At 73.3% G+C, this 23,227-nt stretch carries 15 protein-coding genes; 8 read left to right on the top strand and 7 right to left on the bottom strand.

Annotation, left to right across the window (positions count from 1 at the left end; all coding sequences use genetic code 11):
- The first annotated feature begins 42 nt into the window (after window positions 1-42).
- Window positions 43-714, top strand: a complete 672-nt coding sequence (locus tag FHS22_RS07445; RefSeq protein WP_184939558.1) for a PH domain-containing protein — start codon at window positions 43-45, stop codon at window positions 712-714.
- 51 nt (window positions 715-765) lie between these two features.
- On the opposite strand, the gene FHS22_RS07440 is transcribed toward FHS22_RS07445, so the two are convergent.
- From FHS22_RS07440 to FHS22_RS07425, 4 genes are all read right to left on the bottom strand, one after another.
- Window positions 766-2,226 carry an ATP-binding protein gene (locus FHS22_RS07440; RefSeq protein WP_184939556.1) on the bottom strand — a complete coding sequence of 487 codons (1,461 nt, stop codon included), beginning with the start codon at window positions 2,224-2,226 and terminating at the stop codon, window positions 766-768.
- A 134-nt stretch (window positions 2,227-2,360) separates the two neighbouring features.
- Entirely contained in the window at window positions 2,361-4,028 is a 1,668-nt protein-coding gene (locus FHS22_RS07435) for a phospho-sugar mutase (RefSeq protein WP_184939555.1), read from the bottom strand.
- Between the two features lie 106 nt (window positions 4,029-4,134).
- Window positions 4,135-4,950 (bottom strand): purine-nucleoside phosphorylase, encoded by an 816-nt coding sequence (locus tag FHS22_RS07430; RefSeq protein ID WP_184939553.1) that lies wholly within the window; start codon window positions 4,948-4,950, stop codon window positions 4,135-4,137.
- 48 nt (window positions 4,951-4,998) lie between these two features.
- Window positions 4,999-5,451, bottom strand: coding sequence for a gamma-glutamylcyclotransferase (locus tag FHS22_RS07425; protein ID WP_184939552.1), 453 nt, complete (start codon window positions 5,449-5,451; stop codon window positions 4,999-5,001).
- Between the two features lie 161 nt (window positions 5,452-5,612).
- On the opposite strand from FHS22_RS07425, the gene FHS22_RS07420 reads away from it, so the two are divergent.
- Window positions 5,613-7,007: an NAD(P)H-quinone dehydrogenase gene (locus FHS22_RS07420; RefSeq protein WP_184939551.1), complete on the top strand. Its 1,395-nt coding sequence runs from the start codon at window positions 5,613-5,615 to the stop codon at window positions 7,005-7,007.
- A 25-nt stretch (window positions 7,008-7,032) separates the two neighbouring features.
- Here the strand turns inward: FHS22_RS07420 and FHS22_RS07415 are convergent, their stop codons facing one another.
- The 3 genes from FHS22_RS07415 to FHS22_RS07405 all read right to left on the bottom strand — a co-directional run bounded on the left by FHS22_RS07415 (window position 7,033) and on the right by FHS22_RS07405 (window position 12,077).
- Window positions 7,033-8,706 carry a CocE/NonD family hydrolase gene (locus FHS22_RS07415; RefSeq protein ID WP_184939549.1) on the bottom strand — a complete coding sequence of 558 codons (1,674 nt, stop codon included), beginning with the start codon at window positions 8,704-8,706 and terminating at the stop codon, window positions 7,033-7,035.
- A gap of 159 nt (window positions 8,707-8,865) precedes the next feature.
- Window positions 8,866-10,113: a pentapeptide repeat-containing protein gene (locus FHS22_RS07410; protein WP_184939548.1), complete on the bottom strand. Its 1,248-nt coding sequence runs from the start codon at window positions 10,111-10,113 to the stop codon at window positions 8,866-8,868.
- 104 nt (window positions 10,114-10,217) lie between these two features.
- Entirely contained in the window at window positions 10,218-12,077 is a 1,860-nt protein-coding gene (locus FHS22_RS07405) for a beta-galactosidase (RefSeq protein ID WP_184939547.1), read from the bottom strand.
- A 40-nt stretch (window positions 12,078-12,117) separates the two neighbouring features.
- Here FHS22_RS07405 and FHS22_RS07400 point away from each other — a divergent pair, with 40 nt between their 5' ends.
- From FHS22_RS07400 to FHS22_RS07375, 6 genes are all read left to right on the top strand, one after another.
- Entirely contained in the window at window positions 12,118-14,442 is a 2,325-nt protein-coding gene (locus FHS22_RS07400; RefSeq protein ID WP_184939545.1) for a glycosyl hydrolase family 95 catalytic domain-containing protein, read from the top strand.
- Between the two features lie 15 nt (window positions 14,443-14,457).
- The gene (locus tag FHS22_RS07395; protein ID WP_184939544.1) at window positions 14,458-16,791 is read left to right on the top strand and encodes a TIM-barrel domain-containing protein; all 2,334 of its coding nucleotides are present in this window, start codon (window positions 14,458-14,460) and stop codon (window positions 16,789-16,791) included.
- A 75-nt stretch (window positions 16,792-16,866) separates the two neighbouring features.
- Window positions 16,867-18,183 (top strand): ABC transporter substrate-binding protein, encoded by a 1,317-nt coding sequence (locus FHS22_RS07390; RefSeq protein WP_184939542.1) that lies wholly within the window; start codon window positions 16,867-16,869, stop codon window positions 18,181-18,183.
- Window positions 18,184-18,199: 16 nt separating this feature from the next.
- Complete coding sequence (locus FHS22_RS07385) at window positions 18,200-19,144, top strand: carbohydrate ABC transporter permease (RefSeq protein WP_184939540.1); 945 nt, start codon at window positions 18,200-18,202, stop codon at window positions 19,142-19,144.
- A gap of 31 nt (window positions 19,145-19,175) precedes the next feature.
- A complete protein-coding gene (locus FHS22_RS07380) occupies window positions 19,176-19,991 on the top strand; it encodes a carbohydrate ABC transporter permease (protein WP_184939539.1) in 816 nt (271 codons plus the stop codon).
- A 149-nt stretch (window positions 19,992-20,140) separates the two neighbouring features.
- Window positions 20,141-23,167: a glycoside hydrolase family 3 protein gene (locus FHS22_RS07375; RefSeq protein WP_184939537.1), complete on the top strand. Its 3,027-nt coding sequence runs from the start codon at window positions 20,141-20,143 to the stop codon at window positions 23,165-23,167.
- Window positions 23,168-23,227 lie beyond the last annotated feature (60 nt).

The raw sequence follows: 23,227 nt of genomic DNA, 5'->3' as shown, positions 1-23,227 counted from the left end.
CGCGGCGGCGCCGCCGGCGCGGCCTGCGGAGGCGGGCGGGCGATGAGGCAGGTGTTCCGCTCGAAGCTCGCGCTGGTCCTGGGCTGGGTCTGGGTGGCGTTCGCCGCGGCCAATGCCGTCGATCTGGCCGTCCGCTACAGCGGGCCGCCCTCGATGGTCGCGGGGGCGGTGCTGGGGGTGCTGACGGCGCTGGTCTTCGTCACCTGCCTGCGTCCGGCGGTCGTGCTCACCGCGGACGGCGTGCTGGTCCGCAACCCGCTCAGGAACACCTTCGTCCCGTGGGCGGGCGTGGACGACGTCACGGTCTCCCACGCGATCACCATCTCCTCCGGAGACCGCGTCGTGCGCTGCTGGACGCCGCAGACCACGGCCCGGGAGCGGGCCGCGGCCACGAAGCGCGGGCAGTCCGGCGCCCCGGGCAGGGGGCGTTTCACGACCGAGCCGGTGCTCACCAAGGGGGAGCGGGCCGCGGCCGAGGCGTTCGCGGGCAAGACCCACGCCGACTGGGTGGCCGAGCAGATCACCGAGCGGGCCCGGGACGCCCGGCGGGCCGGGGGCGCCGACCGGCCGGAGCGCACGGACGCGGGCGGTCCCGCCGGGACCGGAGCCGCGGCGGCCGGATCCGGAACGATGCGGATCGGCTGGGCGCCGAGCGCGCTGGCCGCCCTCGGCGTCGCGCTCGCCCTGGTGGTGGCGGCCGTCGTCGTCGGCTGACGGGCCGCGGGACCCGCCTCCGGCGGTCTCCCGGCCGGCCCGCGGACCGGGTCATCCGGCGGTGCCGGGCGGTCGCGCGCTCCCCGGGGGAGGGCTCTCCCGTGGGAGCCAGGCCGCCACGAGGTCGCCGGGGGTGACCAGGGTGACCTCCGCCGTCGTCGTCCCGCTCCGGGAGACGGCCAGCAGCGGGACGCCGGCGCCCGCGCCGGGCAGCTTGGACCGGCGGACGATGAGCTCGCTCAGGTCGTGCCGGTCGAACGGCCGGTCCTCCCGCCAGGTGACCGCGCCGACCAGGGTGATCCGCTCGCCGACCGGCCCGCGGTCCGTCCCCACGATGTCGATCTCCGGATCGCCCGTGCGGGTCCAGTAGCCGCCGATCTCGCCCGTCCCCCGGGGCAGCCCCGGCATCCGCCGGAGGGACTCCCGGACCAGCGGCGTCACGGCCGCGCCCCGCCAGGCGTCCCACGACCGGAGCACGCGCGCCAGGGCGAGGTCGCCCCGGCCCCGCTCGATCTCCGGGAGCCGGGGGCCGACGAACGGCAGCCAGAACCCCAGGTGCGTGCCGGCGACGCGGTAGCGGGTCTCGCGGGACGGCCGGGTGCCGAGCGGGAGGTCCGCGGCGACCAGCCGCCTGTCCACGAGGAGCTGCAGGGCGCGGTTGAGGGAGGCCCTGGGGACCTCGGGCACCGCGCGGCCGATGGCGGAGTGGGTGCGCAGCCCCGCGCCGACGGCGTCCAGGACGGCGCGCGCCTGCGCGTCCGGCGCCAGCTCGGCGGCGAGGACGCGCTCTCCGGCCACCACCAGGGCCGAGGCGGGGTCGTCCAGGGCCAGGCGGAGGTACTCCCGGACGGCGAGCCCGTCCGGCCAGCTCGCGCAGATCATCGGCAGGCCGCCGGAGACCAGGTGGGCGTCGACGGCCTCGGTCGCCGGCAGCTCCAGGGCCGTCGCGACCTCGGCCGGTGTGAGGGGGTGGACCACCAGTTCGGCGGCCCGCATGTAGAAGGGCCTGCCCGGCTGGTTGACCGCCTCCATCACCGCCAGGTCCGAGCCGATGAGGACGAGCATCACGGGGCGGCGGGACAGCTCCCGGGCGAACACCACCTGCAGGGTGCCCTCAAGACCGGGGTCGCCCGCGAGCAGGAGGGGGAGCCCGTCCAGGACGACGAGGCTCGGCGAGTCCCGGGGGACGGCGTCGGCCATGGTCTCCAGCGCCTCCTCCCACGACCCGGCGGAGCGCCCGGCCAGCGAGGAGGCGCCGGGCAGGCCCGAGGCCGCCCCCGCGGAGAGGAAGTCCCGGATCTGCCGGTCGGGCGCGCCGCGGGCGGCGGAGTAGAAGACGTACGGCACGCCCGCGCGCCTGGCGAACTCCTCCACCAGCCGGGACTTGCCGACCTGGCGGGCGCCCCGGACCAGGACCGCCCGCCCCGGCCTCCCCGCCCGCCCGCTCTCCACCTTGGCCAGGACGCGCTGGAGTCTTCCCAGCTCAGCGGCTCTTTCGATGAACCGGCCCATCTTCCTCCGATGGTCTCAGGCGTGAGACTCTCGTCTCTGAGACTCTCACCGCCGAGACCATCGCGGGCGATCGGCTCCCCCATGAGAGGGCCAAATGTGGTTTCCCCGGGAGCGGGTCCTTCCCGGGAGGCCGGCTACGCGCTCCCGAGGTCCAGCAGGGCCGCCAGGTCCAGCTTCAGGGCCGACAGGTCCTCGGCGGCCCGCGCCCGCGCCCCGGCGACCTCCCCGGTCACCGGGACGACGACCTCCAGGTAGCACTTGAGCTTGGGTTCGGTGCCCGAGGGGCGGACCACGACGCGGGCGCCGCCGGTGAGCAGGTAGCGCAGGCCGTCGGTGGGCGGGAGGCCTCCGGCGCCCAGGTTCAGGTCCTCGGCCGACTCGACCTTGCGGCCGCCCAGCTCCGCCGGCGGGGTGGCGCGCAGGCGGGCCATGGCGCCGGCGATCAGGGAGAGGTCGCTCACCCGGACCGAGAGCTGGGAGGTGGCGTGCAGGCCGTACCGGCGGGCCTGGTCGTCGAGGAGGTCGAGCAGCGTGCGGCCGTCGCGCCTGGCGCCGGCGGCGAGACCGGCGACGGTCAGGGCCGCGCCGATGCCGTCCTTGTCGTGGACGGGCAGGCCTCCGTCGGAGCCGACGCTGTAGCCCAGCGCCTCCTCGTAGCCGAAGACCAGGCCGCCGCCGTCGCCGCGCTCCGAGCCGGCCTTCATGATCCACTTGAAGCCGGTGAGGGTCTCGGCGTAGCGCACGCCGTAGTCCGCGGCGATCTTCCCGAGCAGGGACGACGAGACGATCGTAGTGGCCACCAGCCGGTCGCCGGAGGTCTGCCGGATCACGTGCTCGCCGAGGAGGGCCCCGACCTCGTCGCCGGTGAGCATCCGGTACCCGCCGCCGGGCAGGGGCACGCCCACCGCGCAGCGGTCGGCGTCCGGGTCGTTGGCCAGCACCAGGTCGGCGCCGATCCGCCCGGCCAGCTCCAGCGCGAGGTCCATCGCGCCGGGCTCCTCCGGGTTGGGGAAGGCGACGGTCGGGAAGTCGGGGTCCGGATCGGCCTGGGCCTCCACGGTCACCGGGCCCTCGAACCCGGCGGCCAGGAAGGCGGAGGTGAGCGTGACGCCGCCGACGCCGTGCAGCGGGGTGTAGGCCACCCGCAGGTCGCGGGCGTCACCGAGCGGGAGCAGGGTCACCGCGTCCAGGTAGGCGGCGACGATCTCCTGGCCCAGGTCGGTCCAGGAGGGGTCCTCCGGCGAGCCGAGGGGCAGTTCGGAGACCGGGCCGGCGGCGTCGATGGCCGCGGAGATCTCCGCGTCGACCGGGGGCACGATCTGGGAGCCGTCGCCCCAGTAGACCTTGTAGCCGTTGTCCCGGGGCGGGTTGTGGCTGGCGGTGACGGTCACGCCCGCGTCGGCGCCGAGGTGGCGTACGGCGAAGGCCAGCACGGGGGTGGGCAGCGGCGCGGGCAGCAGCGACGCCTGCAGCCCCGCTCCGGTGAGCACGGCGGCGGTGTCGCGGGCGAAGACGTCGGAGTTGTGCCGGGCGTCGTAGCCGATGACGACGTGCCGCCCGGGGCCGAGGACGGCGGCCAGGCCGGCGGCGGCGCGCATGACGGTGACCCGGTTCATCCGGTTGGGGCCGGCGCCCAGCTCGCCGCGGAGCCCGGCGGTGCCGAACTCCAGCTTGGCCTGGAACCGGTCGCGCAGCGCCGCCTCGTCGCCGCCGGAAAGGAGTGCCTCCAGCTCGGCCCGGGTCTCCGGGTCGGGGTCCTGGGCCAGCCAGGCCTGCGCGAGCCGTACGAGATCGCTGCTCATGTCACCTCATGCTCTGGGCGGGGGACCCGCGCCCCCGCCGGTTGTCCCTGCGGCCCGCCCGCGGCTCCGCTCCCCACCCCGGGGGCGGGGCCGCGCGAGCGGGCGCCTACAGCTTGCCGACGACCTTGGCGAGGAGGTCGCCCATCCGGGTGGCGGTGGCGCGGCCGACCTCCAGCACCTCCTGGTGGTTCAGCGGCTCGCCGACCAGGCCGGCGCCCGGGTTGGTGACCAGGGAGATGCCGAGCACCTCGGCCCCGCCCTCGCGGGCCGCGATGGCCTCCAGCACGGTGGACATGCCGACCATGTCGCCGCCGAAGCCCCGGCACATCTGGATCTCGGCCGGGGTCTCGTAGGTCGGGCCGCGGAAGGCGATGTAGACGCCCTCGGCCATGCCGGGCTCCACCTCGCGGACCAGGGTGCGCAGGCGCCGGGAGTAGACCTCGGTGAGGTCGATGAAGGTGGCCCCGCTGAGCGGGTTGGCCCCGGTCAGGTTGATGTGGTCGCTGATCAGGATCGCCTCGCCGACCCGCTGGGTCTCCGGGCGCAGGCCGCCCGCGGCGTTGGTCAGCACGACCGTGCGGACCCCCGCCTTGATCGCGGTCCGCACGCCGTGCACGACGGGCTCGACGCCGCGGCCCTCGTACAGGTGGGTGCGGCCGAGGAAGATCAGCGCGTTCGCGCCCGAGGCGGTCCGCACGGCGCGGATCCGCCCCGCGTGGCCGGCCACCGCGGCGGGCGTGAAACCGGGCAGGTCGGTCACCGGGATCTCGGCGACGGTCTCGCCGATCGCGTCGGCGGCCGGGACCCAGCCCGACCCCATCACCAGCGCGACGTCGAAGGAGTCGACTCCGGTGGCGCTCCTCAGCGCGGTCGCGGCGTCCGTGGCGAGTGCGTAAGGGTCTGCGTAAGGGTCATTGCTCACCTCACCGAGCGTACTCGCCGGGGTCGCCGATCACGCCGGGGACGCGGCCTAACCGCCCAGGGAGGTGCAGGGACGGCCGCGCAGCGCCTTGACGTAGTCGTCGGGGGCCCCGGCGTTCTCGGCGGCGTCGGCCAGGACCCCGAGGTAGCGCGCCGTGGGCAGGCCGCCCTCGTAGCCGTCGAGCACGTAGAACCAGGCGACGACCTCGCCGTCCAGGGTCTGCACGCGCAGGCGCACCTTGTGGTACATCCCCCGGATCGCGCCCTCCCACTGGTCGAGGGAGGTCTCGTCCCACTCGGGGACGTCGTAGAGGACGACGAAGACCTCTTCCGCAGCGTCCTCGACGATGGTGGCGAGCGCGCCCTCCCAGCCGTGGTCGCCCCCGCTGAAGGTCAGGCGCCAGCCCTGGAGCCAGCCCGACCCCCGCATGGGGGAGTGGGGGGCCCGCTGGGCCATCTGCTTGGGGTCCATGTTGCTGCCGTAGGCGGCGTAGACAGGCACGGCATGCAAGCCTAATCCACGGGAGCCGGAAGCTCACCCCACCGCGGCATGCCGCGGGTTTTCTCCGGATGTGCACGGTCTCCTGTGGTTTTCGCGGATTCGGAACGCACTGAGGGGGACCGGGAGGTGGCGCGGTCCGCGGATGCGGGACAATGGGGTACGTGACAAGGATCGTGATCATCGGTGGCGGGCCCGGCGGATACGAGGCGGCCCTGGTGGCGGCCCAACTGGGGGCCCAGGTCACCGTGGTTGAGCAGGACGGCCCCGGCGGGGCCTGCGTGCTCACCGACTGCGTGCCGTCCAAGACCCTGATCGCGACCTCCGTGCGCAAGCAGGCGCTGCTCGACGCCGCCGCCCTCGGCGTGCACTACACCGGAGGCCCCGACGGCGACGCCGGCAGCCCGGTCGCGGACATGCCGCTGGTCAACCGGCGGGTCAAGGAGCTGGCCCAGGCGCAGTCCGCCGACATCGCGGCCCGGCTCGCCGCCGAGGGCGTCGAGGTGGTCCGGGCCCCCGGCCGGCTGGTGGACCCGCAGGTGGTCCGGGCCGGCGACCGGACGATCCGGGCCGACGTCGTGATCGTGTCGACCGGCGCGACCCCGCGGATCCTGCCCACCGCCGAGCCCGACGGGGAGCGCATCCTCACCTGGCGGCAGATGTACGACCTGAAGGAGCTGCCCGAGCACCTCATCGTGGTCGGCTCCGGCGTCACCGGCGCGGAGTTCGCCGGCGCCTACCGCTCGCTCGGCTCCGAGGTGACCCTCGTCTCCTCGCGCGACCGGATGATGCCCAACGAGGACGCCGACGCCGCCGAGGTCCTGGAGGAGGTCTACCGGCGCCGCGGGATGAACGTCATGGGCCGCTCCCGCGCCGAGTCGGTCAAGCGCACCGCCGACGGTGTGGTCGTCACGCTGGAGGACGGCAGGACCGCCGAGGGCAGCCACTGCCTGATGACCGTCGGCATGGTCCCCAACACGGCCGGGATCGGCCTGGAGGAGGCCGGGGTCACCCTCGACCGGGGCGGCTTCATCCAGGTGGACAAGGTCTCCCGCACCTCCGCCCCCGGCGTCTACGCGGCCGGCGACTGCACCGGCGTGCTGATGCTCGCCTCGGTCGCCGCGATGCAGGGCCGGATCGCCGTGTGGCACGCGCTGGGCGAGGCCGTGCAGCCGCTCCGCCTGGCCACCGTGGCCTCCAACATCTTCACCGATCCCGAGATCGCCGCGGTCGGGGTGGCGCAGAAGGCGATCGAGGCCGGGGAGATCGAGGCCAACGTGGTCAAGCTCCCGCTGGCCACCAACGCGCGCGCGAAGATGCAGGGCTTCCACGACGGCTTCGTGAAGCTGTTCTGCCGCCCGCACACCGGCATCATCCTCGGCGGCGTGGTGGTCGCCCCGCGCGCCTCCGAGCTGATCCTGGCGGTCTCGGTCGCCGTGCAGCAGCGCCTCACCGTGGACCAGCTCGCCCACACCTTCGCGGTCTACCCGTCGCTGTCGGGCTCCGTCACCGAGGCGGCGCGCCGCCTGATGCAGCCGATGACCCCCACCGGCATCTGACGCGGCGGCCCGGGGCCGCCGCGTGTCAGTCGCGCAGGGGCACCGAGAGGTACGACGGGTCCCCGGCCGGGGAGGAGAAGGCCAGTCTCGCGCCGTCCGGGTTGTGCTCGATGTAGAGCGGGTCGACGGTGTCGGCGACCAGGGCGAGCCGGTGGCCGGCCGGGACGTCGTAGGCGGTGGAGAACAGCTCCAGGTCGATGCCGAACGGCGTGCCGGGGCGCTTGCCGTGGAAGGTGAACGGCGCGTGGGTGACCAGCCTCCCCCTGCCGGACGGGCCGACGTCGTAGAGGTAGGCGATGACGGTGCCGCTCGCCCCGGTGCTCGTCACCGTGGTGTGCAGCCTCACCGTGCCGCGCACGCGCCGCTCGTCCGCGTACCGCCGCGACTGCCAGACGGCGGCGCGGGAGCGCGGCAGCAGCGGGACCGAGACCTCCGGCGGGGCCTTGAAGAACTGGTCGAGGGCGCTGGAGAGGAAGATCAGCCCGCCGTTCGCCCCCGAGTCGGCGTTCGCGGATACCCGGCGGGTGCCGGTGAGCGGGACCTTCACGGCGCCGGACGGCACCGCCTTCCAGGAGGGGTGGCCCTCCTCGCCGCCGCCGGTGCGGGGCGTGAGCCGTACGGGCTCCTCCCGGTCGATGCCGTTGTCGCTGCCCTTGAGGTGGTGGTCGAGCCAGCGCCGGCAGTTCCTCCAGACGTCGTTGGGCAGCCCCAGCAGGCCGGTCGCCTCGGCGGTGGCGTGGTCGCCCGGCCGGAGCTCCAGGCGCTTGGGGACGGTGAGCCGGTCGTAGAAGGCGGCGTACTGGTTGGGCGGGAAGATCGAGTCGCCCCAGGCGTTGCCCAGCATGATCGCGGCGCCGTTCGCGTTGATCCTGGAGAGGTGGGCGGAGGGGGAGCGCTTCCTCCCCCACGCGATCATCTCGGCCTCCCGGTCCAGGTCCGAGGTGAAGAAGGCCTTCATGTACCGCTGGAGATCCGCGCTGGGACGGCCGGTGAGGTAACCGCTGCCGACGAGGAGGGCCGAGGCCTGGGAGTGCTGGGTGCGGCCGCTGTAGATGGAGTCGACGAGGTCCGCCCAGCCGCTCATCGCGACGACGGCCCTGATCCGCCGGTCGGACGCGGCGGCGAGCAGGCTGATGCCCGCGCCGTAGGAGATGCCGGCCATGCCGACCCTGCGGGGGTCGGCGGGGGTGTGCTTCAGCGCCCAGTCGATGACCTTCGAGGCGTCGGCGACGTCCGGCGGGCCGGCGACCTCGACCCTCCCGCCGGACTGCCAGAAGCCGCGCGAGTTGTAGCTGACCACGACGTAGCCGGTGGCGGCCAGCTTCCGCGCCTGGACGAGGTACTCGACCTGCGGCACGGACCAGCTGGTGGGCAGCACGATGACGGGGTAGCGGCGCTTGCCGCCCCCGGCGGGGACGACGACGTTGGCCGCGAGCTTCGTGCCGCGGTGGCCCGAGACGGTGACGAACCGGATGGACGGCTCTGAGGCCTCTGAGACCTCCGAGACCTCTGAGACCTCTGAGACCTCCGAGGACGCCGCCGCGGAGGCTCCCCCGGACGTTCCCGAGGACGCCGCGGGAGCCCCGCCGGACGCCGCGGCGTGGCCGGCGGGAACCGGGCCGAGGGCGGCTCCGGCGAGGATCACGACGGAGGTGAGGGCGGCGGTGGAGCGGTACGGGCGTTTGCGTGAGCGGACCACGGGTCGTCTCCTGACGTCGTCGCCGAGCGGGGCTGCCGGTACGCGTGCGCGGAAAGTGACCTGACGGTATCTCTTACTGTTACCGGTGGTAACCCGGCAATAAGTTACGCATGGGTAACAATTGCCGGGCTCTGCCGCCCGGGACGCCCGCGAGGGCCCCTAGACGCGGCTGCGCAGGCGGCCCAGGGCGTTCCTGCCGTCCTGTACGGCGCGCGCCACGACGTGCAGGTCCTGCTCGCCCCTGGCCATGACCAGGGCGTTCTTCGCGGCCTCGTAGGCGTCGATGGCGTAGCGCCAGTCCTGGTCGGCCGTCATGCCGCCGCGCCCGCTGATCTGGAACTCGTAGTCGAGCCGGTCGATCTCCTCGCCGAGCCGGGTGATGTCCTCCTCCGCCCCCCGGCGCATGAGGGCGAAGCGGGCGTTGCGCCGGGACCGCCGCTGGGCGCTGACGCCCCAGGCCACCACGGTGGCGGCCAGGCCCACGGCGCTGAGCACGACCATGACGAGCCCGGCGGACAGGCCCCCGGCCTCGTCCTCGGCGCCGGCCGGACCGGTGGACCCCTCCTCGGGGGAGCTCTCGGATTCGGGGGCCGACCGGGTGGACGGGTCGACGCCCGTCGCGGTGCCCTTGGCGCCCTCGAGGTTCACGTCGTCGGCCTGGATGAAGGAGGCGTCCTGGACCGTCGCACCGGTGAAGTCGGCCCCGGCCAGATCCGCCTGGGTGAACTCGGCCTCGGTCGCGTCGGCGTCCTTGAAGACGGCGTAGTTCAGGCGGGCCTGGCCGAACTTGGCCTCGCGGAGCTTGGCCCGGGTGAAGTCCGCCTTGCGTCCCTTGATCTGGCCGGGCGTGCTCTCGGTGAGGTCGGCGTCGACGAGCTTGGCGCTGGTGAAGTTGGCCTGGGTGAGCACGGCCCGGGTCAGGGTGGCGCCGGTCAGGTCCGCGTACGGGAACTCGGCCTGCCCCGCCTCGGCGTCGATCAGGATCGCGCCGCGCAGGTCGGCGTGGTCGGCGTGCATCTGGCCGAGGTCGGCCTCGGTGAAGTCGGCCTCGCGCATGTCGGCGTACTTCAGCGTGGCCTGGGTGAACCGGGTCCGCTTGAGCGAGGCCCCCCGCAGGATCGCCCCGGTCATGTCCTCCTGGACGAACTCGATGTCGTCCAGCTTGGCCCCGGTCAGGTCGGCGCAGCGCAGGTCGTCGGGGAGCTGGGCGCCGCCGGTGAAGTCGCGGCCCCGGAGGTTGAGGCGCTGGCCGGGCTTGCACGGCCCGGCCGAGCCCTGTCCGGCCGTCGCGTGCTGCCCGGCCGAGCCGGTCCCGGCATGGGCCGGCGAGGTGGCGAGCCCCGACAGCGCGAGAGTCGCGGCGGCAAGGGTCAGGGGGACGAGGGCCAGGGGAGCGGGACGACGCACGGGATGCCTCCTTCAAGACGGCCCCGAGCGTGCCAGCAGATCATTTCATCCTGCTGGACTTCTGCTTGAACCTCGGCTACAGCGTCGCGGCCGGGGCTCCCGGCTCAGGCCGGAGGCACCTTGGCCACCGCGTAGCCGCCGGGGGGCAGCAGCAGATTACCGGGGATCTCCCGTTCCCGGTCGCCGTGGTTGACGGCGAACAGCCACTCGCCGCGCCGTACCAGCTCGACGGGGGCGACGGGGCCGAGTCCGAGCAGGCGGGCGTAGGCCTCGTCGGACAGCCGGGTGGACAGATAGGTGACCCGGCCGGAGCGGGTGATCGCGGGAGTGCCGTCCGGGTAGCGGGCCAGCGCCCGGGCTCCGGCCAGGTGCACGTGCTCGGTCCAGACGGAGGCGCTCTCCCCGGTGTCCAGCGTCACAGGGGAGCCGATCGGATGGAACTCCTCGACCCGGACGCCGAGCAGGTCGCGCAGGGCGCCGGGATAGCCGCCGAGCCGGATCCGCGCGTGCTCGTCGGCGACGCCGCTGAGGAAGGAGACCAGGAGGGTGCCGCCGGTCTCGGCGTAGCGGCGCAGGCCGTCGGCGGCGTCGTCGGAGATCAGGTAGAGGCTGGGGACGATCACCAGTTCATATGCCGATAAATCAGCTGAAGGGTGGACGAAGTCGGCCGTGACGCCGTGCCGGTAGAGCACCCGGTGCGCCTGCCGTACCGCCTCCAGGTAGCCGATCTCGGTGGACGGCAGGCCCGGGGCCTGGAGCGCCCAGCCCGCCTCGGGGTCCCAGAGGATCGCGGCCGTCGCCTCGACCGGCGCCTCGCAGGCCTCGGCCAGAGCGGGCAGGAGCCCGCCGAGGTCGCGGATCTCGCGGAAGATCCGCGAGTCCGGCCCGGCGTGCGGGACCATCCCGCCGTGCCAGAGCTCGGACCCGCCCCGCGAGGCCCGCCACTGGAAGAACATCGCCCCCCGCGAGCCCCGGGCGATGTGGGACAGGCTCAGCCTGGCGATCTCCCCGGGCCGCTTGGCGGCCATGCGCGGCCCGGTGTAGGTCACCACCGCCTGCTCCATCAGCAGCCAGGGCCGCCCGCCCGCCCAGCCGCGCGCCAGGTCGGCGGCGAAGGCCGTCTCCTCCGGCGGGTTCTCCGCGGGGTAGTGGTCGATCGCGACCAGGTCCACCTCCTTCGCCCAGTCCCACTGGTTCACCGGGACCCAGTCGCCGAAGACGAAGTTCGTGGTGACCGGGACGTCCGGGGTGAGCTCCCGCAGGACCGCCTTCTGCTCGCGGAAGTGCGCGAGCATCTCGTCGGAGAGGAACCGGCGGAAGTCGAGGACTTGGGCCGGGTTGGGCAGGTACTGGGTGGCGCGGGGCGGCATGACCTGCTCCCACGCGGAGTAGTGCTGGCTCCAGAACGCGGTGGTCCAGGCGTCGTTGAGCGCCTCCAGGGTGCCGTGCCTGCCCCGCAGCCAGGTGCGGAAGGCGGCGGCGGCGTGGTCGCAGTGGCACCGGGTGCCGTACTCGTTGTGCACGTGCCACATGGCCAGCGCGGGGTGGCCCGCGTAGCGCTCGGCGAGCGCGCGGGCGATGCGGACGGAGGCCTCGCGGTACGGCGGGGCGGCCACGCAGTAGGTGTCGCGGCTGCCGTGGGTCAGCCGGGTCCCGTCGGCGGCGACGGCGAGCGCGTCCGGGTGGGCCAGGGAGAACCAGGGCGGCGGGGAGGCGGTGGGCGTGGCCAGGTTGACCCGCACCCCGCCCTCGTGGAGCAGGTCGAGGACCCGGTCCAGCCAGCCGAAGTCGTGGACCCCTTCGGCGGGTTCGAGCCGCGCCCAGGAGAACACGCCGACGCTGACCAGGTTGACCCCGGCCTGCCGCATCAGCGCGACGTCCTCCTCCCAGACCTTCTCGGGCCACTGCTCGGGGTTGTAGTCCCCGCCGTAGCACAGTCCCTCAAGACCTTTGGGCCAGCGCACTCTGGTTCCTTTGTTTGGATGACACCTAAACTAATTATCCATGGAGCATGGATTCGTCTCAAGGGTGGCGACCGCCGACTGGGAGCGGGCCCTGATCACGGGCAACGGCCGCCAGGGCGCCCTCGTGTACGGCGGGCCCTGCGGGCCGGCGGGGTCCGGCGGGCAGGACGGCGGCGGGGCGGGAGGACCGGGCGGCGCGGGCGGACCCGGCGACCTGAGGGTGACGCTCTCCCACGAACGCCTGTTCCTGCCGGTCACCGAGCCCCTGCCGCCCCCGTACACCGCCCCCGTCCTGCCGGAGCTGCGCGCTCTGCTGTACGGCGGGCGCCCCCGCGAGGCGGCCGGGAGGGTCGTCGCGCTCGCGGAGGAGGAGCATCCCGGCTACGCGGACACCCGCTGGATCGACCCCCTGGTCCCCTCCGCCACCCTGGCCTTCATCCCGGACTCCCCGGCCGGGGACCACCTCAGGAGCTGCGACTTCGCGACCGGCCTGGTGACGCAGGAGTGGGGCGGGACGCGGCAGGAGGTGTTCGTCTCCCGCCCGGCGGACGTGGTGGCGATCCGCTTCTCGGGGGCCCGGGGGCTGCTGAGGCTGGCCCCGATCGGGGAGGAGCCGCCGGTCCCCGTCCGGTTCGCCTCGGCCGCGGGGGCCGGCCGGCTGGTCCTGGACGCGGAGTTCTCCGCGCGGTGGCCGGGGGCGATCGAGGGGTACACGGTCGAGTGCCGGGTCGTCGGCCCGGCGGAGCCGCTCTCCGGCGGCCTCGCCGTGTCCGGCGACGTGCTCGTGCTCGCCCGCACCGTGATCCGCGGCGACCGGCCGGATCCGATCGAGGAACTCCCCGCCGACTTCGACCTCCTGCTCCGCGAGCACGCGACCGTCCACGGCGACCTGTTCGCCCGCTCCTCCGTCCGCCTCGGCCGCCGCGCGCAGGCGCCGCAGGAGCGGCAGGGCGGGGGGCCGGGGATCGAGCGGCTGTTCCAGGCGGGGCGGTACGCGGTGATCTCCAGCTCGGGAGGGCTCCCGCCGACCCTGCAGGGGGTGTGGAGCGGGACGTACGACCCGCCGTGGTGCAGCGGGTTCACCCTGGACGGGAACCTGGCCTCGGCGGTGGCGGGGCCGGCGGCCACCGGCACGCCGGAGCTCGTGCTCCCGGTGTTCGACCTGCTGGAGAGCATGATGGAGGACTTCAGGGAGAACGCCCGCAGGCTGTACGGCTGCCGCGGCATCCTGGTCCCCGCCCACATGTCGGCGCACGGCCTGCACAACCACTTCGGGCCGGTCTGGTGCCTGACCTTCTGGACGGCCGGGGCGGGCTGGCTGGCCAGGCTCTACCACGACCACTACGCGCACACCGGAGACCTGGCCTTCCTGCGGGAGCGGGCGTGGCCGTTCATGACCGAGGCGGCCCTGTTCTACGAGGACTTCCTCACCGGGAACGGCGACTTCGCGCCGTCCTACTCGCCGGAGAACACCCCCTCGGGCGGCGACTCCCAGGCGTGCGTCAACGCGACCATGGACGTCGCGGTCGCCCGGGACCTGCTGCGCAACCTCGTGCACGCCTGCGAGCGCCTCGGCCTCGACCCGGCCAGGTGGGAGCGGCTCCTGGAGCGCCTGCCCGGCTACCGGATCGCGCCGACCGGGGAGCTGGCCGAGTGGGTCGGCGCGGCGGACCCCCCGGACTTCCCGGACGCCCCGGGAGGGCCCGCGGGGGCGGGCGGGCCGGCGGCCGGGGGGATCCCGGTGGCGGACAACCACGCCCACCGGCACGCCTCGCACCTCTACCCGCTCTGGTACGAGCGGGACCCGGCCTTCGACGACCCCGCGCTGGAGGCGGCGGCCGTGCTCGCGGTCCGGCGGCGGCTGGCGTGGTGGCGGGGGGCCGGCAGCGACGAGATGGCGTTCGGCCTGGTCCAGCTCGGGCTGGCGGCGGCCGCGCTCGGGCTGGCGGAGGAGGCGCACGAGGCGCTCACGCTGCTGGCCGCGCGGTACTGGCGGGAGGAGAACCTGGTCTCCACCCACAACCGGGACGCGATCTTCAACGTGGACGTCTGCGGCGGGCTGCCCGCACTGGTGGCCGCCATGCTCGTGCGCTCCTCGCTGCCGCCCTCCGGATACGGCCGGGTGGACCTGCTGCCCGCGCTGCCGGGCGCGTGGCCGTACGGCGAGGCGCGCGGGCTGAGCGTGCGCGGGGGGACCGTCGACCGGCTGACCTGGGAGCCGGGCCGGGTGGAGGCCGTGGTGACCGCCTGGGCGCCGCTCCTGGTCATCTGCGGCCCGCAGCGGGCACGGGTGCTCCCCGGGGAGACGGTCCCATTGACGTTTGTTGGTTTGGACGTAAAACTAATTCCGGAACTGGAAGCCTGAAGCGCTGGAGCACCCATGCCCTACCGTCCCCCTCTGATCGCGCACGAGTACTTCGTCGCAGACCCGCCGGAGTTGCCCGTGCGCTCGCACGGCGAGGGCGGGCTGTCGGCGCTGACGGCGGCGGAGCCGGTGGCGGCCGACGAGGCCGGGGTCACCCTGAAGGCCTCGACCTCGGCCGGGGAGACCCTGGTGGTCCAGGTGGGTGCGGCGGGAGAGGGAGTGATCCGGGTACGGCTCGGCCAGGACGCCGACGCGCGGACCCGGTCGGCCCGGGCGATCTCCATGGTCACCCCGGGCACGTTCGCCGGGGCGCGGGTGGAGGGCCTCGGCACGGCCGGAGGGAGCGGCGAGGTGTCCGCCCGCGCGGGCGGCGCCGCCGGGGCCCCGGGTGGCGGCGGGCCGGAGGCGCCCGGGACGATCGTGGTCGACGCGGGCGCGGTCCGGGCGGAGATCACCCTCTCCCCGTGGCACCTGCGCTTCACCGACGCCGCCGGGCGGACCCTGCTGGAGCAGGACCCGGGCCACACCGACATCAGCGGCCGGCTGCGCACGCTCCCGTTCGGCCGCTCGCTCGCCGGCGGCGGGGTCGCCGGGTACCACGAGAGCTTCGCAGCCCCCGCCGACGAGGCGTTCACCGGCTTCGGCGAGTCGTTCACCCCGCTCGACAAGCGCGGCCAGCGGCCGGTCATGTGGAACTTCGACGCCTTCGGCGCGGAGTCCCAGCGCGCCTACAAGAACGTGCCGTTCTACCTGTCCAGCCGGGGGTACGGCGTGCTGGTCGACAGCGGCGCGCCGGTGGAGTTCGACGTGTGCCAGTCCACCCACAGCTGCGTGCAGATCGTCGTCCCGGACGACCTGATCGACTACTACGTGATCGCCGGGCCGACCCCGCCGGAGATCCTCGACCGCTTCGACAGGCTGACCTGCCGCCCGGCGCTCCCGCCGAAGTGGGCGTTCGGCACCTGGATCTCCTCGGGGTTCTTCGTGGACACCCAGGAGCGGGTGATGAACCGGGCCCGGACCATCCGCGAGCGCGGCATCCCGTGCGACGTGCTCCACCTGGACACCTACTGGCAGACCGACGGCCACTGGTCCGACCTGCGCTGGGACGAGGCCGGCTTCCCCGACCCCGCCGGGATGCTGGCGGAGCTGAAGGAGATGGGCTTCAAGGTCTGCCTCTGGATGAACCCGTACGTCTCCCACCTGAGCCCGGCCTTCCCCGCCGCCGCCGAAGCCGGATATTTCCTGAAAAAGCAGGATGGTGAGGTCTACGTCGCCGACTCCTGGCACGGCTCCTACCCGGCCTGCGGCATCGTCGACTTCACCAACCCCGCCGCCGTCGAGTGGTTCCGCGGGCTGCTCCGCCCGCTGCTGGAGCAGGGCGTGCAGGTCTTCAAGACCGACTTCGCCGAGGGCGTGCCGCACGACGCGGTCGCGGCCAACGGCATGACCGGGACCGACCTGCACAACGTCTACACGCTGCTCTTCAACGACGTGGTCTCCGAGGTGACCCGCGAGGCCACCGGGCACGGCATGGTCTGGGCGCGCTCGTCGTTCCTCGGCGGGCAGCGGCACTCGGCCCAGTGGAGCGGCGACACCTACACCGGCTACCCCGCGATGGGCAGCACCCTGCGCGGCGGCCTGGCCCACGGCCTGTCCGGCATCCCGTTCTGGAGCCACGACGCGGGCGGCTTCACCGGCCGCCCCACCGACGACCTCTACGTCCGCTGGACCCAGTTCGGCGCCTTCTCCCCGCTGCTGCGGCTGCACGGCACCACCAGCCGGGAGCCGTGGGAGTTCCCCGAGGTGGAGGCCGAGGCCGTGGCCGCGCTGAAACTGCGCTACCGGCTCATGCCGTACCTCTACACCGCCGCCGTCGAGGCCGCGCGGACCGGCGCGCCGATGATGCGGGCCCTGTGCGTGGACCACCCGGACGACCCGGTCGCCTGGCAGGCCGACCTGGAGTACCTGCTCGGCCGCGACCTGCTGGTGGCCCCGATGACCTCCCCGGACGGGACCCGGCGGGTCTACCTGCCGGCCGGGGACTGGGTGGACCACTGGACCGGCGAGGTGCACGCGGGCGGGCGGTACATCACGGTCTCGGCGCCGCTGGCCGAGATCCCGCTGTTCGTCCGGCACGGCGCGCTGATCCCCGTCCTCGCCGAGCCCGGCCAGGCGGTCGGCGACGGCCCGTTCGGGGAGATCACCCTCGTCGGGTACGGCACCGCGACCGGGACCGCGGTGATCTCCGACGTCGACGGCGACACCACCGTCACCGTGACCGCCGACGGGATCCGCGTGGACGGTCCCGCGCGGATCGCGGGCGCCGAGCAGGCCGCCGGCCGGTAGCCCGGCCGCGGGCGGACCGGGGCGCGGCGCCCGCCACCAGAGATCTCGGGGAACCCCCCACAGGAAGAGAGAACGATGTCCAAGGTGAGAACCGGCATCGCCGCGCTGGCCGCGGCGGCGATGCTCACGGCGCCGGCCGCCTGCGGGAGCGCCGAGCCGGAGGCGGGCAAGGCCGCCGCCTCCGACGGCCCCCGCGTGCTGAAGCTCTGGCACTACGAGAGCGCCGACGGCGCGATGGGCAAGGCCTGGGCCGAGGCGATCAAGCAGTTCGAGGCCTCGCACCCCGGGGTGAAGGTCCAGTTCGAGGAGAAGGCGTTCGAGCAGATCCGCCAGTCGGCGGGCATGATCCTCAACTCAGACGAGGCCCCGGACGTCATGGAGTACAACAAGGGCAACGCCACGGCCGGGCTGCTGTCCAAGCAGGGGCTGCTGACCGACCTGACCTCCGAGGCCGCCAAGCGGGGCTGGGACAAGCTGCTCAGCCCGTCCCTGCAGACCACCGCGAAGTACGACGAGCGCGGCGTCATGGGCGCGGGCAACTGGTACGGCGTGCCGAACTACGCCGAGTACGTGATGGTCTACTACAACAAGGACCTGTTCGCCAAGCACAAGGTCGAGGTGCCGAAGACCTTCGACGAGTTCACCGCGGCCATGGACGCCTTCGTCAAGGCGGACGTCACCCCGCTGGCGGTCGGCGGTGCCGAGTACCCGGCGCAGCAGATCTTCTACCAGCTCGCCCTCTCCAAGGCGCAGCGGCCGTGGGTCGACAACTTCCAGCTCTACAAGGGCAAGGTCGACTTCCACGGGCCGGAGTTCACCTACGCGGCCGAGACGATGGCCGACTGGGTGAAGAAGGGCTACATCGCCAAGGACTCGGCCGCCATCAAGGCCGAGGACATGGGCGTGTCGTTCATGGGCGGCAAGTACCCGATCGTGGTCACCGGCTCGTGGTGGTACGGGCGGTTCGCCGGCGAGATCAAGGACTTCGAGTGGGGCTCGTTCCTCTGGCCGGGCAACACCATGAGCGCCGGGTCGAGCGGGAACATCTGGGTCGTCCCGGAGAACGCCGAGAACAAGGACCTGGCCTACGACTTCATCGACATCACGATGAAGAAGGAGATCCAGAACCTGCTCGGCAACTCCGGCGGCGTCCCCGTCGCGGCCGACCCCGCCGCGATCACCGACCCCAAGAGCAAGGAACTGATCGAGAACTTCACCATGCTCTCGGGGAGCGACGGGCTCGCGTTCTATCCCGACTGGCCCGCGCCGGGCTACTACGACGTGCTGGTCGCCGGGGTGCAGAACCTGATCAACGGCAGCAAGACGCCCGCCGAGGTGCTCGACGAGCTCGCTGGGCCGTACGAGGAGAACCTCGCCGACATCGGCAACTGACCCCGGAAGAGGACAGATGGCAGTGCACGCTCCGGCCGCGCGGCCGAAGGCGGCCCGCGAGCCGGAGCCGCGCCCCCGGCGCCGGCGCAGCGGTGGCTACCGGGTGTTCCTGCTGCCCAGCGCAGTGCTGTTCACCGCGGTGATCGTGGTACCGCTCCTGATGAACATCGGGATCTCCTTCACCCGGTGGCAGGGGATCGGCGACCCGAGGTGGCTCGGGCTCGACAACTACACGCGGCTGCTGGCCGACGAGCGGTTCTGGTCGTCGTTCCGCAACAACGTCGCACTGATCGTGGCGATGGCGATCGTGCCCACGGTCGTCGGGCTGGTCCTGGCGGCGACGCTCTTCGACTACGTGGGCAAGAAGTTCGGCCCCCGTACGGCGAGCGTGCTGCGGGCCGCCTACTACCTGCCGCAGGTGCTCCCGGTCGCCATCGCCGGGATCGTCTGGGGGTGGATCATGCACCCCCGGTTCGGCGCGCTCAACGCCTTCCTCGGGCTGTTCGGCATGGAACCGCGGAGCTGGCTCGGCGACCCGGACTGGGCGCTGCCCAGCGTGATGCTGATCATGGTGTGGTTCCAGATCGGCTATCCGGTCGTCATCTTCATGGCGGGCCTGCAGCGGGTGGACCCCGCGCTGTACGAGGCCGCGGAGATGGACGGGGCCTCGTGGTGGCGGCGCTTCGCGCACATCACGATCCCGCAGATCAGACCGGAGATCTACGTCGTCCTGCTGACCTGCACGATCGCCGCGCTCAAGGTCTTCGGCCCGATCTTCGTGCTCACCCGGGGCGGCCCCGGCGGGGCCACGCTCGTGCCGTCGTACTTCAGCTACCAGAACTTCTTCGAGAAGGCCAACGTCGGGTACGGCGCCGCGATCGCCACCGTGCTCACCCTCGTGATCATCGTGGTCACGGTGTTCTTCCTGCGGGTGCAGGACAACGAGGAGCGGGACTCATGACCCCCTGCCCGCTGCTCCCGAGGAGCGTTCGATGATCCGGAAATACTCGGTCCTGGTCTCGCTGGCCGTACTGGCCGTCGTGATGCTGGTGCCGTTCGCCATCGTCGCCCTCAACGCGGTGCGGTCCCCGGAGGACTACGCCGCCAACGGGCCGCTGAGCCTGCCCGACGGCCTCTACCTCGACGGGATCGCCGAGTTCTGGAACCGGGTCGACTTCGGCGGGAAGCTCTGGAACAGCCTGCTGATCAGCGGCTCGGTGGCGGTGCTCGCGGTGGTGCTCTCGGTGCTCAACGCCTACGCGCTGGGCATCGGCCGGGTGCGGGGACGTGTCTGGATCATGGTCGTCTTCCTGGTGGCCAACACGCTGCCGCAGGAGGCGCTGGTCTACCCGCTGTACTACCTGGGCAAGCAGGCGGGCCTCTACGACACCCGGCTCGGAGTCATCATCATCTTCACGGTGATCCAGAGCGCGTTCGGGACCTACCTGCTCTCCTCGGTGCTCGGCCGCTTCCCGCACGAGATCCTGGAGGCCGCCGCGATCGACGGGGCCGGGAAGTGGCGGGCGCTCTGGCGGATCGTGGTCCCGGTCAGCCGTCCGACCCTCTCCGTGCTGCTGATCTTCTTCTTCATCTGGACCTGGAACGAGTTCTTCCTCCCGCTGGTCTTCCTCGTCTCCAACGAGAACCAGACCGTCCCCGTCGCGCTGGGCGTGCTGCAGGGCGACAAGATGATGGACGCGACCATGTCGAGCGCCTCGGCGCTGCTCGGCGTGCTCCCGGCCGTCGTCTTCTTCCTGATCTTCCAGCGCACCCTCACCCGCGGCGTGACCGTGGGAGCGATCAAGTAGGCCCCGGGACCGGCGGCCTGTCCATCGGGGGAGAGGCCGCCGGTCCCGGTAGCGAATCGAAGCGCTTCGACCCCCGACCTGGAGGCGCAGTGTCCCCCCGCACGTCCCCCCGCACGTCCCCCCGCACGTCCCCCCGCACTTCTCCCCTGATGTCCCCACCCGCGTTTTCGCGCAGGCCGTCCCGCGCCTCCTCGTGGAGAGCCCTCCGCAGGCCCGCGGCGGCGGCGGCCGTACTCGCCCTGGCCCTCGGGCTGGGCGCGGCCCCGGCGCAGGCGGGCGCCGAGTACCCCTTCCGCGACCCCGCGCTCCCGCTCCAGCAGCGGATCGACGACCTGCTCGGCCGGCTGACCCTGGCGGAGAAGGTCTCCTGGCTCCACCAGTACCAGCCCGCCGTGGACCGGCTCGGCATCGGCCTGTTCAAGACCGGAACCGAGGCCCTGCACGGCGTCGCCTGGTCCACCGACGTCGACGACGGCGGCAACGTCGTCACCGCCAGGGGTACGGTCTTCCCGCAGGCCGTCGGCCTGGCCAGTACCTGGAACCCGGACCTCGTCAGGCGGGTCGGCTCCGCCGTCGGCGACGAGGCCCGCGGCCACCACGCCGAGAACCCGCGTGTGTGGGGCCTGCAGCTCTGGGCGCCCGTGGTCAACCTGCTGCGCGACCCGCGCTGGGGCCGCAACGAGGAGGGCTACTCCGAGGACCCGCTGCTCACCGGGGCCATCTCCACCGCGTACGGCAGGGGCGTCCAGGGCGACGACCCCGACCACCTCAAGGCCGCCCCGGTGCTCAAGCACTTCATGGCCAACAACAACGAGATCCGCCGGGACACCGCCAACTCCAGCCTGCGCCCGAGGGTCATGCAGGAGTACGAGCTCCCGGCGTTCCGGGCCGCGATCTCGGCCGACGCCGCCACCGGAGTGATGACCTCCTACAACCTGGTCAACGGCCGCCCCGCCACGGTCACCGACCTCAACGCGAGCGTGCGGAGGTGGACGGACCGCGCCCTGTTCAACGTCTCCGACGCCGGCGGCCCGAACAACCTCACCGGCTCGCAGCGCTACTTCGCCACCCAGCCCGAGGCCGCCGCCGCGATGGTCAAGGCCGGGGTGGACAGCTTCACCGTGGACAACACCAACGGTGCCCCGACCGTCGCCTCGGTCAACGCGGCGCTGGAGCAGGGCCTGCTCACCGAGGCCGACATCGACCGGGCGGTGCGCAACATCCTCGGCGTGCGGTTCCGGCTGGGCGAGTTCGACCCGGACGGCGGGCCGTACGGGAAGATCACCAAGGCCGTGGTGGACAGCCCCGCGCACCGCGCGCTGAACCGTCGGGCCGCCACCGAGGCGACGGTCCTGCTCAAGAACTCCGGCCTGCTCGAGGACTCCGGCGGGGAGGACCCCGGGAGGGGCTCCGGGAAGTCCCGGGGGACGCTCCCGCTCGACCCCTCCGCGAAGGTCGCGGTCGTCGGCCCGCTCGCCAGGACCCTCTACACCGACTGGTACTCCGGCGCGCTGCCGTACCAGGTCACCCCGCTCGACGGGATCAGGGAGCGGGCCGCGGGCACGGTCGACACCGAGGGCGTCGACCGGATCGCGCTCAAGGCCGGCGGAAAGTACCTCACCGCCCCGACCGGCGCGGGCGGCGACCTGAGGCTCTCGGCGGCCGCGGCGGGCGAGACCGAGCAGTTCGACGTCTTCGACTGGGGCGAGGGCGTCGTGACCCTGCGCAGCGTCGCCAACGGCAAGTACGTCAGCCGCGCCAACTGGTCCACCCTCGCCAACACCCAGAACCAGCCCACCGGCTGGTTCGTGCAGGAGCAGTTCACGCTGGAGACCCGGGCCGACGGCTCCACGCTGCTGCGCTACGCCGGCTACGAGACCGCCGAGCCCTGGTTCGGGCCGAACGTCTACGTGAAGGCCGCCGCCGACGGCACGCTCTCGCTCACCACGGCCGAGAACGCCACCCCGTTCACGAAGGAGACCGTGCGCAGCGGGATCGACGAGGCCGTCGCGGCCGCGAAGAGCGCCGACGCGGCGGTCGTCGTGGTCGGCAGCATGCCGTTCATCAACGGCCGCGAGGCCCACGACCGCACCGACCTGAACCTCGCCGCCGGGCAGCAGGCCCTGGTCGAGGCCGTGCACGCGGCCAACCCCCGCACCGTGGTGGTCCTGGAGAACAGCTACCCGGCGACGATCGACCGGCTGGCGGAGAAGGTCCCGGCGATCCTGTGGACCACCCACGCGGGCGCCGAGACCGGCCACGCCCTCGCCGACGTCCTGTACGGCACCGCCAACCCGGCCGGCCGCCTCACCCAGACCTGGCCCCGCGCCGGGACCGGGCTGCCGGACATCCTCGACTACGACATCATCAAGACCGGCTCGACCTACCTCTACTCGAAGGAGAAGCCGCTCTACGCCTTCGGCCACGGGCTGAGCTACACCACGTTCGGGTACCAGGGGCTCCGCGCGGTGCGCGACGGCGACGGCCACCGGGTGAGCGTGAAGGTGACCAACACAGGATCGCGCGCCGGGGACGAGGTCGTGCAGCTCTACACCCACCAGCACGCCTCGCGGGTGGAGCAGCCGGTCAAGCAGCTGCGCGGGTTCGAGCGGGTGAGCCTCGCCCCGGGCGAGTCGAAGACGGTGACGTTCCGGGTGAAGACCGCCGACCTGGCGCTGTGGGACGTGACCCGCAACCGCTTCGCGGTCGAGGGGTCCACCCACGACGTGCTCGTCGGCTCCGCCTCCGACCGGATCCGCCAGCGCACGACGATCCGGGTGGACGGCGAGCGCATCCCCGCCCGCGACCTGACCCGGACGGTCCGGGCCGCCGACTTCGACGACTACGCCGGGGTGGAGCTGGTCGACGAGACCAAGGCGAGCGGAGACGCGGTCGAGGCGGCCTCCGGTGAGTGGATCGCCTTCGAGGACGCCGACCTCGGCCGGGGCGCCACCGGGATCACGCTGGGCGTCGCCGCGACCGCCGCCTCCTCCGTCGAAGTCCGCCGGGGCTCCCCGACCGGCAGGCTCCTGGGCACGGTCCAGGTCCCGGCCACCGGTGGGCTCTACCGGTGGGGCACGGCCGCCGCTCCGATCGCCGGGGCCTCCGGGAAGCAGGACCTCTACCTGGTCTTCCGGGGCGGCCTGCGGATCAGGGACCTCGTCCTGACCCGGTAGGCCCGTTCTCCGTACGGCCCGCGCCCGTGCTCCACGGGGCGCGGGCCGTACGCGCGTCCG

Source organism: Thiemannella venezuelensis, from assembly GCF_014203605.1.
GTDB lineage: Bacteria > Actinomycetota > Actinomycetes > Streptosporangiales > Streptosporangiaceae > Planomonospora_A > Planomonospora_A venezuelensis.
The sequence above is the reverse complement of the archived record's forward strand: the minus strand, read 5'-3'. Positions and strand labels throughout refer to the sequence as shown.

What these genes read in the sequence shown, in the direction of transcription:
- FHS22_RS07380 (WP_184939539.1), top strand. Translation starts at nt 19,176, where the DNA reads ATGATCCGGAAATACTCGGTCCTGGTCTCGCTGGCCGTACTGGCCGTC.
- FHS22_RS07440 (WP_184939556.1), bottom strand. Translation starts at nt 2,226, where the DNA reads ATGGGCCGGTTCATCGAAAGAGCCGCTGAGCTGGGAAGACTCCAGCGC.
- FHS22_RS07435 (WP_184939555.1), bottom strand. Translation starts at nt 4,028, where the DNA reads ATGAGCAGCGATCTCGTACGGCTCGCGCAGGCCTGGCTGGCCCAGGAC.
- FHS22_RS07395 (WP_184939544.1), top strand. Translation starts at nt 14,458, where the DNA reads ATGCCCTACCGTCCCCCTCTGATCGCGCACGAGTACTTCGTCGCAGAC.
- FHS22_RS07375 (WP_184939537.1), top strand. Translation starts at nt 20,141, where the DNA reads ATGTCCCCACCCGCGTTTTCGCGCAGGCCGTCCCGCGCCTCCTCGTGG.
- FHS22_RS07390 (WP_184939542.1), top strand. Translation starts at nt 16,867, where the DNA reads ATGTCCAAGGTGAGAACCGGCATCGCCGCGCTGGCCGCGGCGGCGATG.
- FHS22_RS07400 (WP_184939545.1), top strand. Translation starts at nt 12,118, where the DNA reads ATGGAGCATGGATTCGTCTCAAGGGTGGCGACCGCCGACTGGGAGCGG.
- FHS22_RS07385 (WP_184939540.1), top strand. Translation starts at nt 18,200, where the DNA reads ATGGCAGTGCACGCTCCGGCCGCGCGGCCGAAGGCGGCCCGCGAGCCG.
- FHS22_RS07445 (WP_184939558.1), top strand. Translation starts at nt 43, where the DNA reads ATGAGGCAGGTGTTCCGCTCGAAGCTCGCGCTGGTCCTGGGCTGGGTC.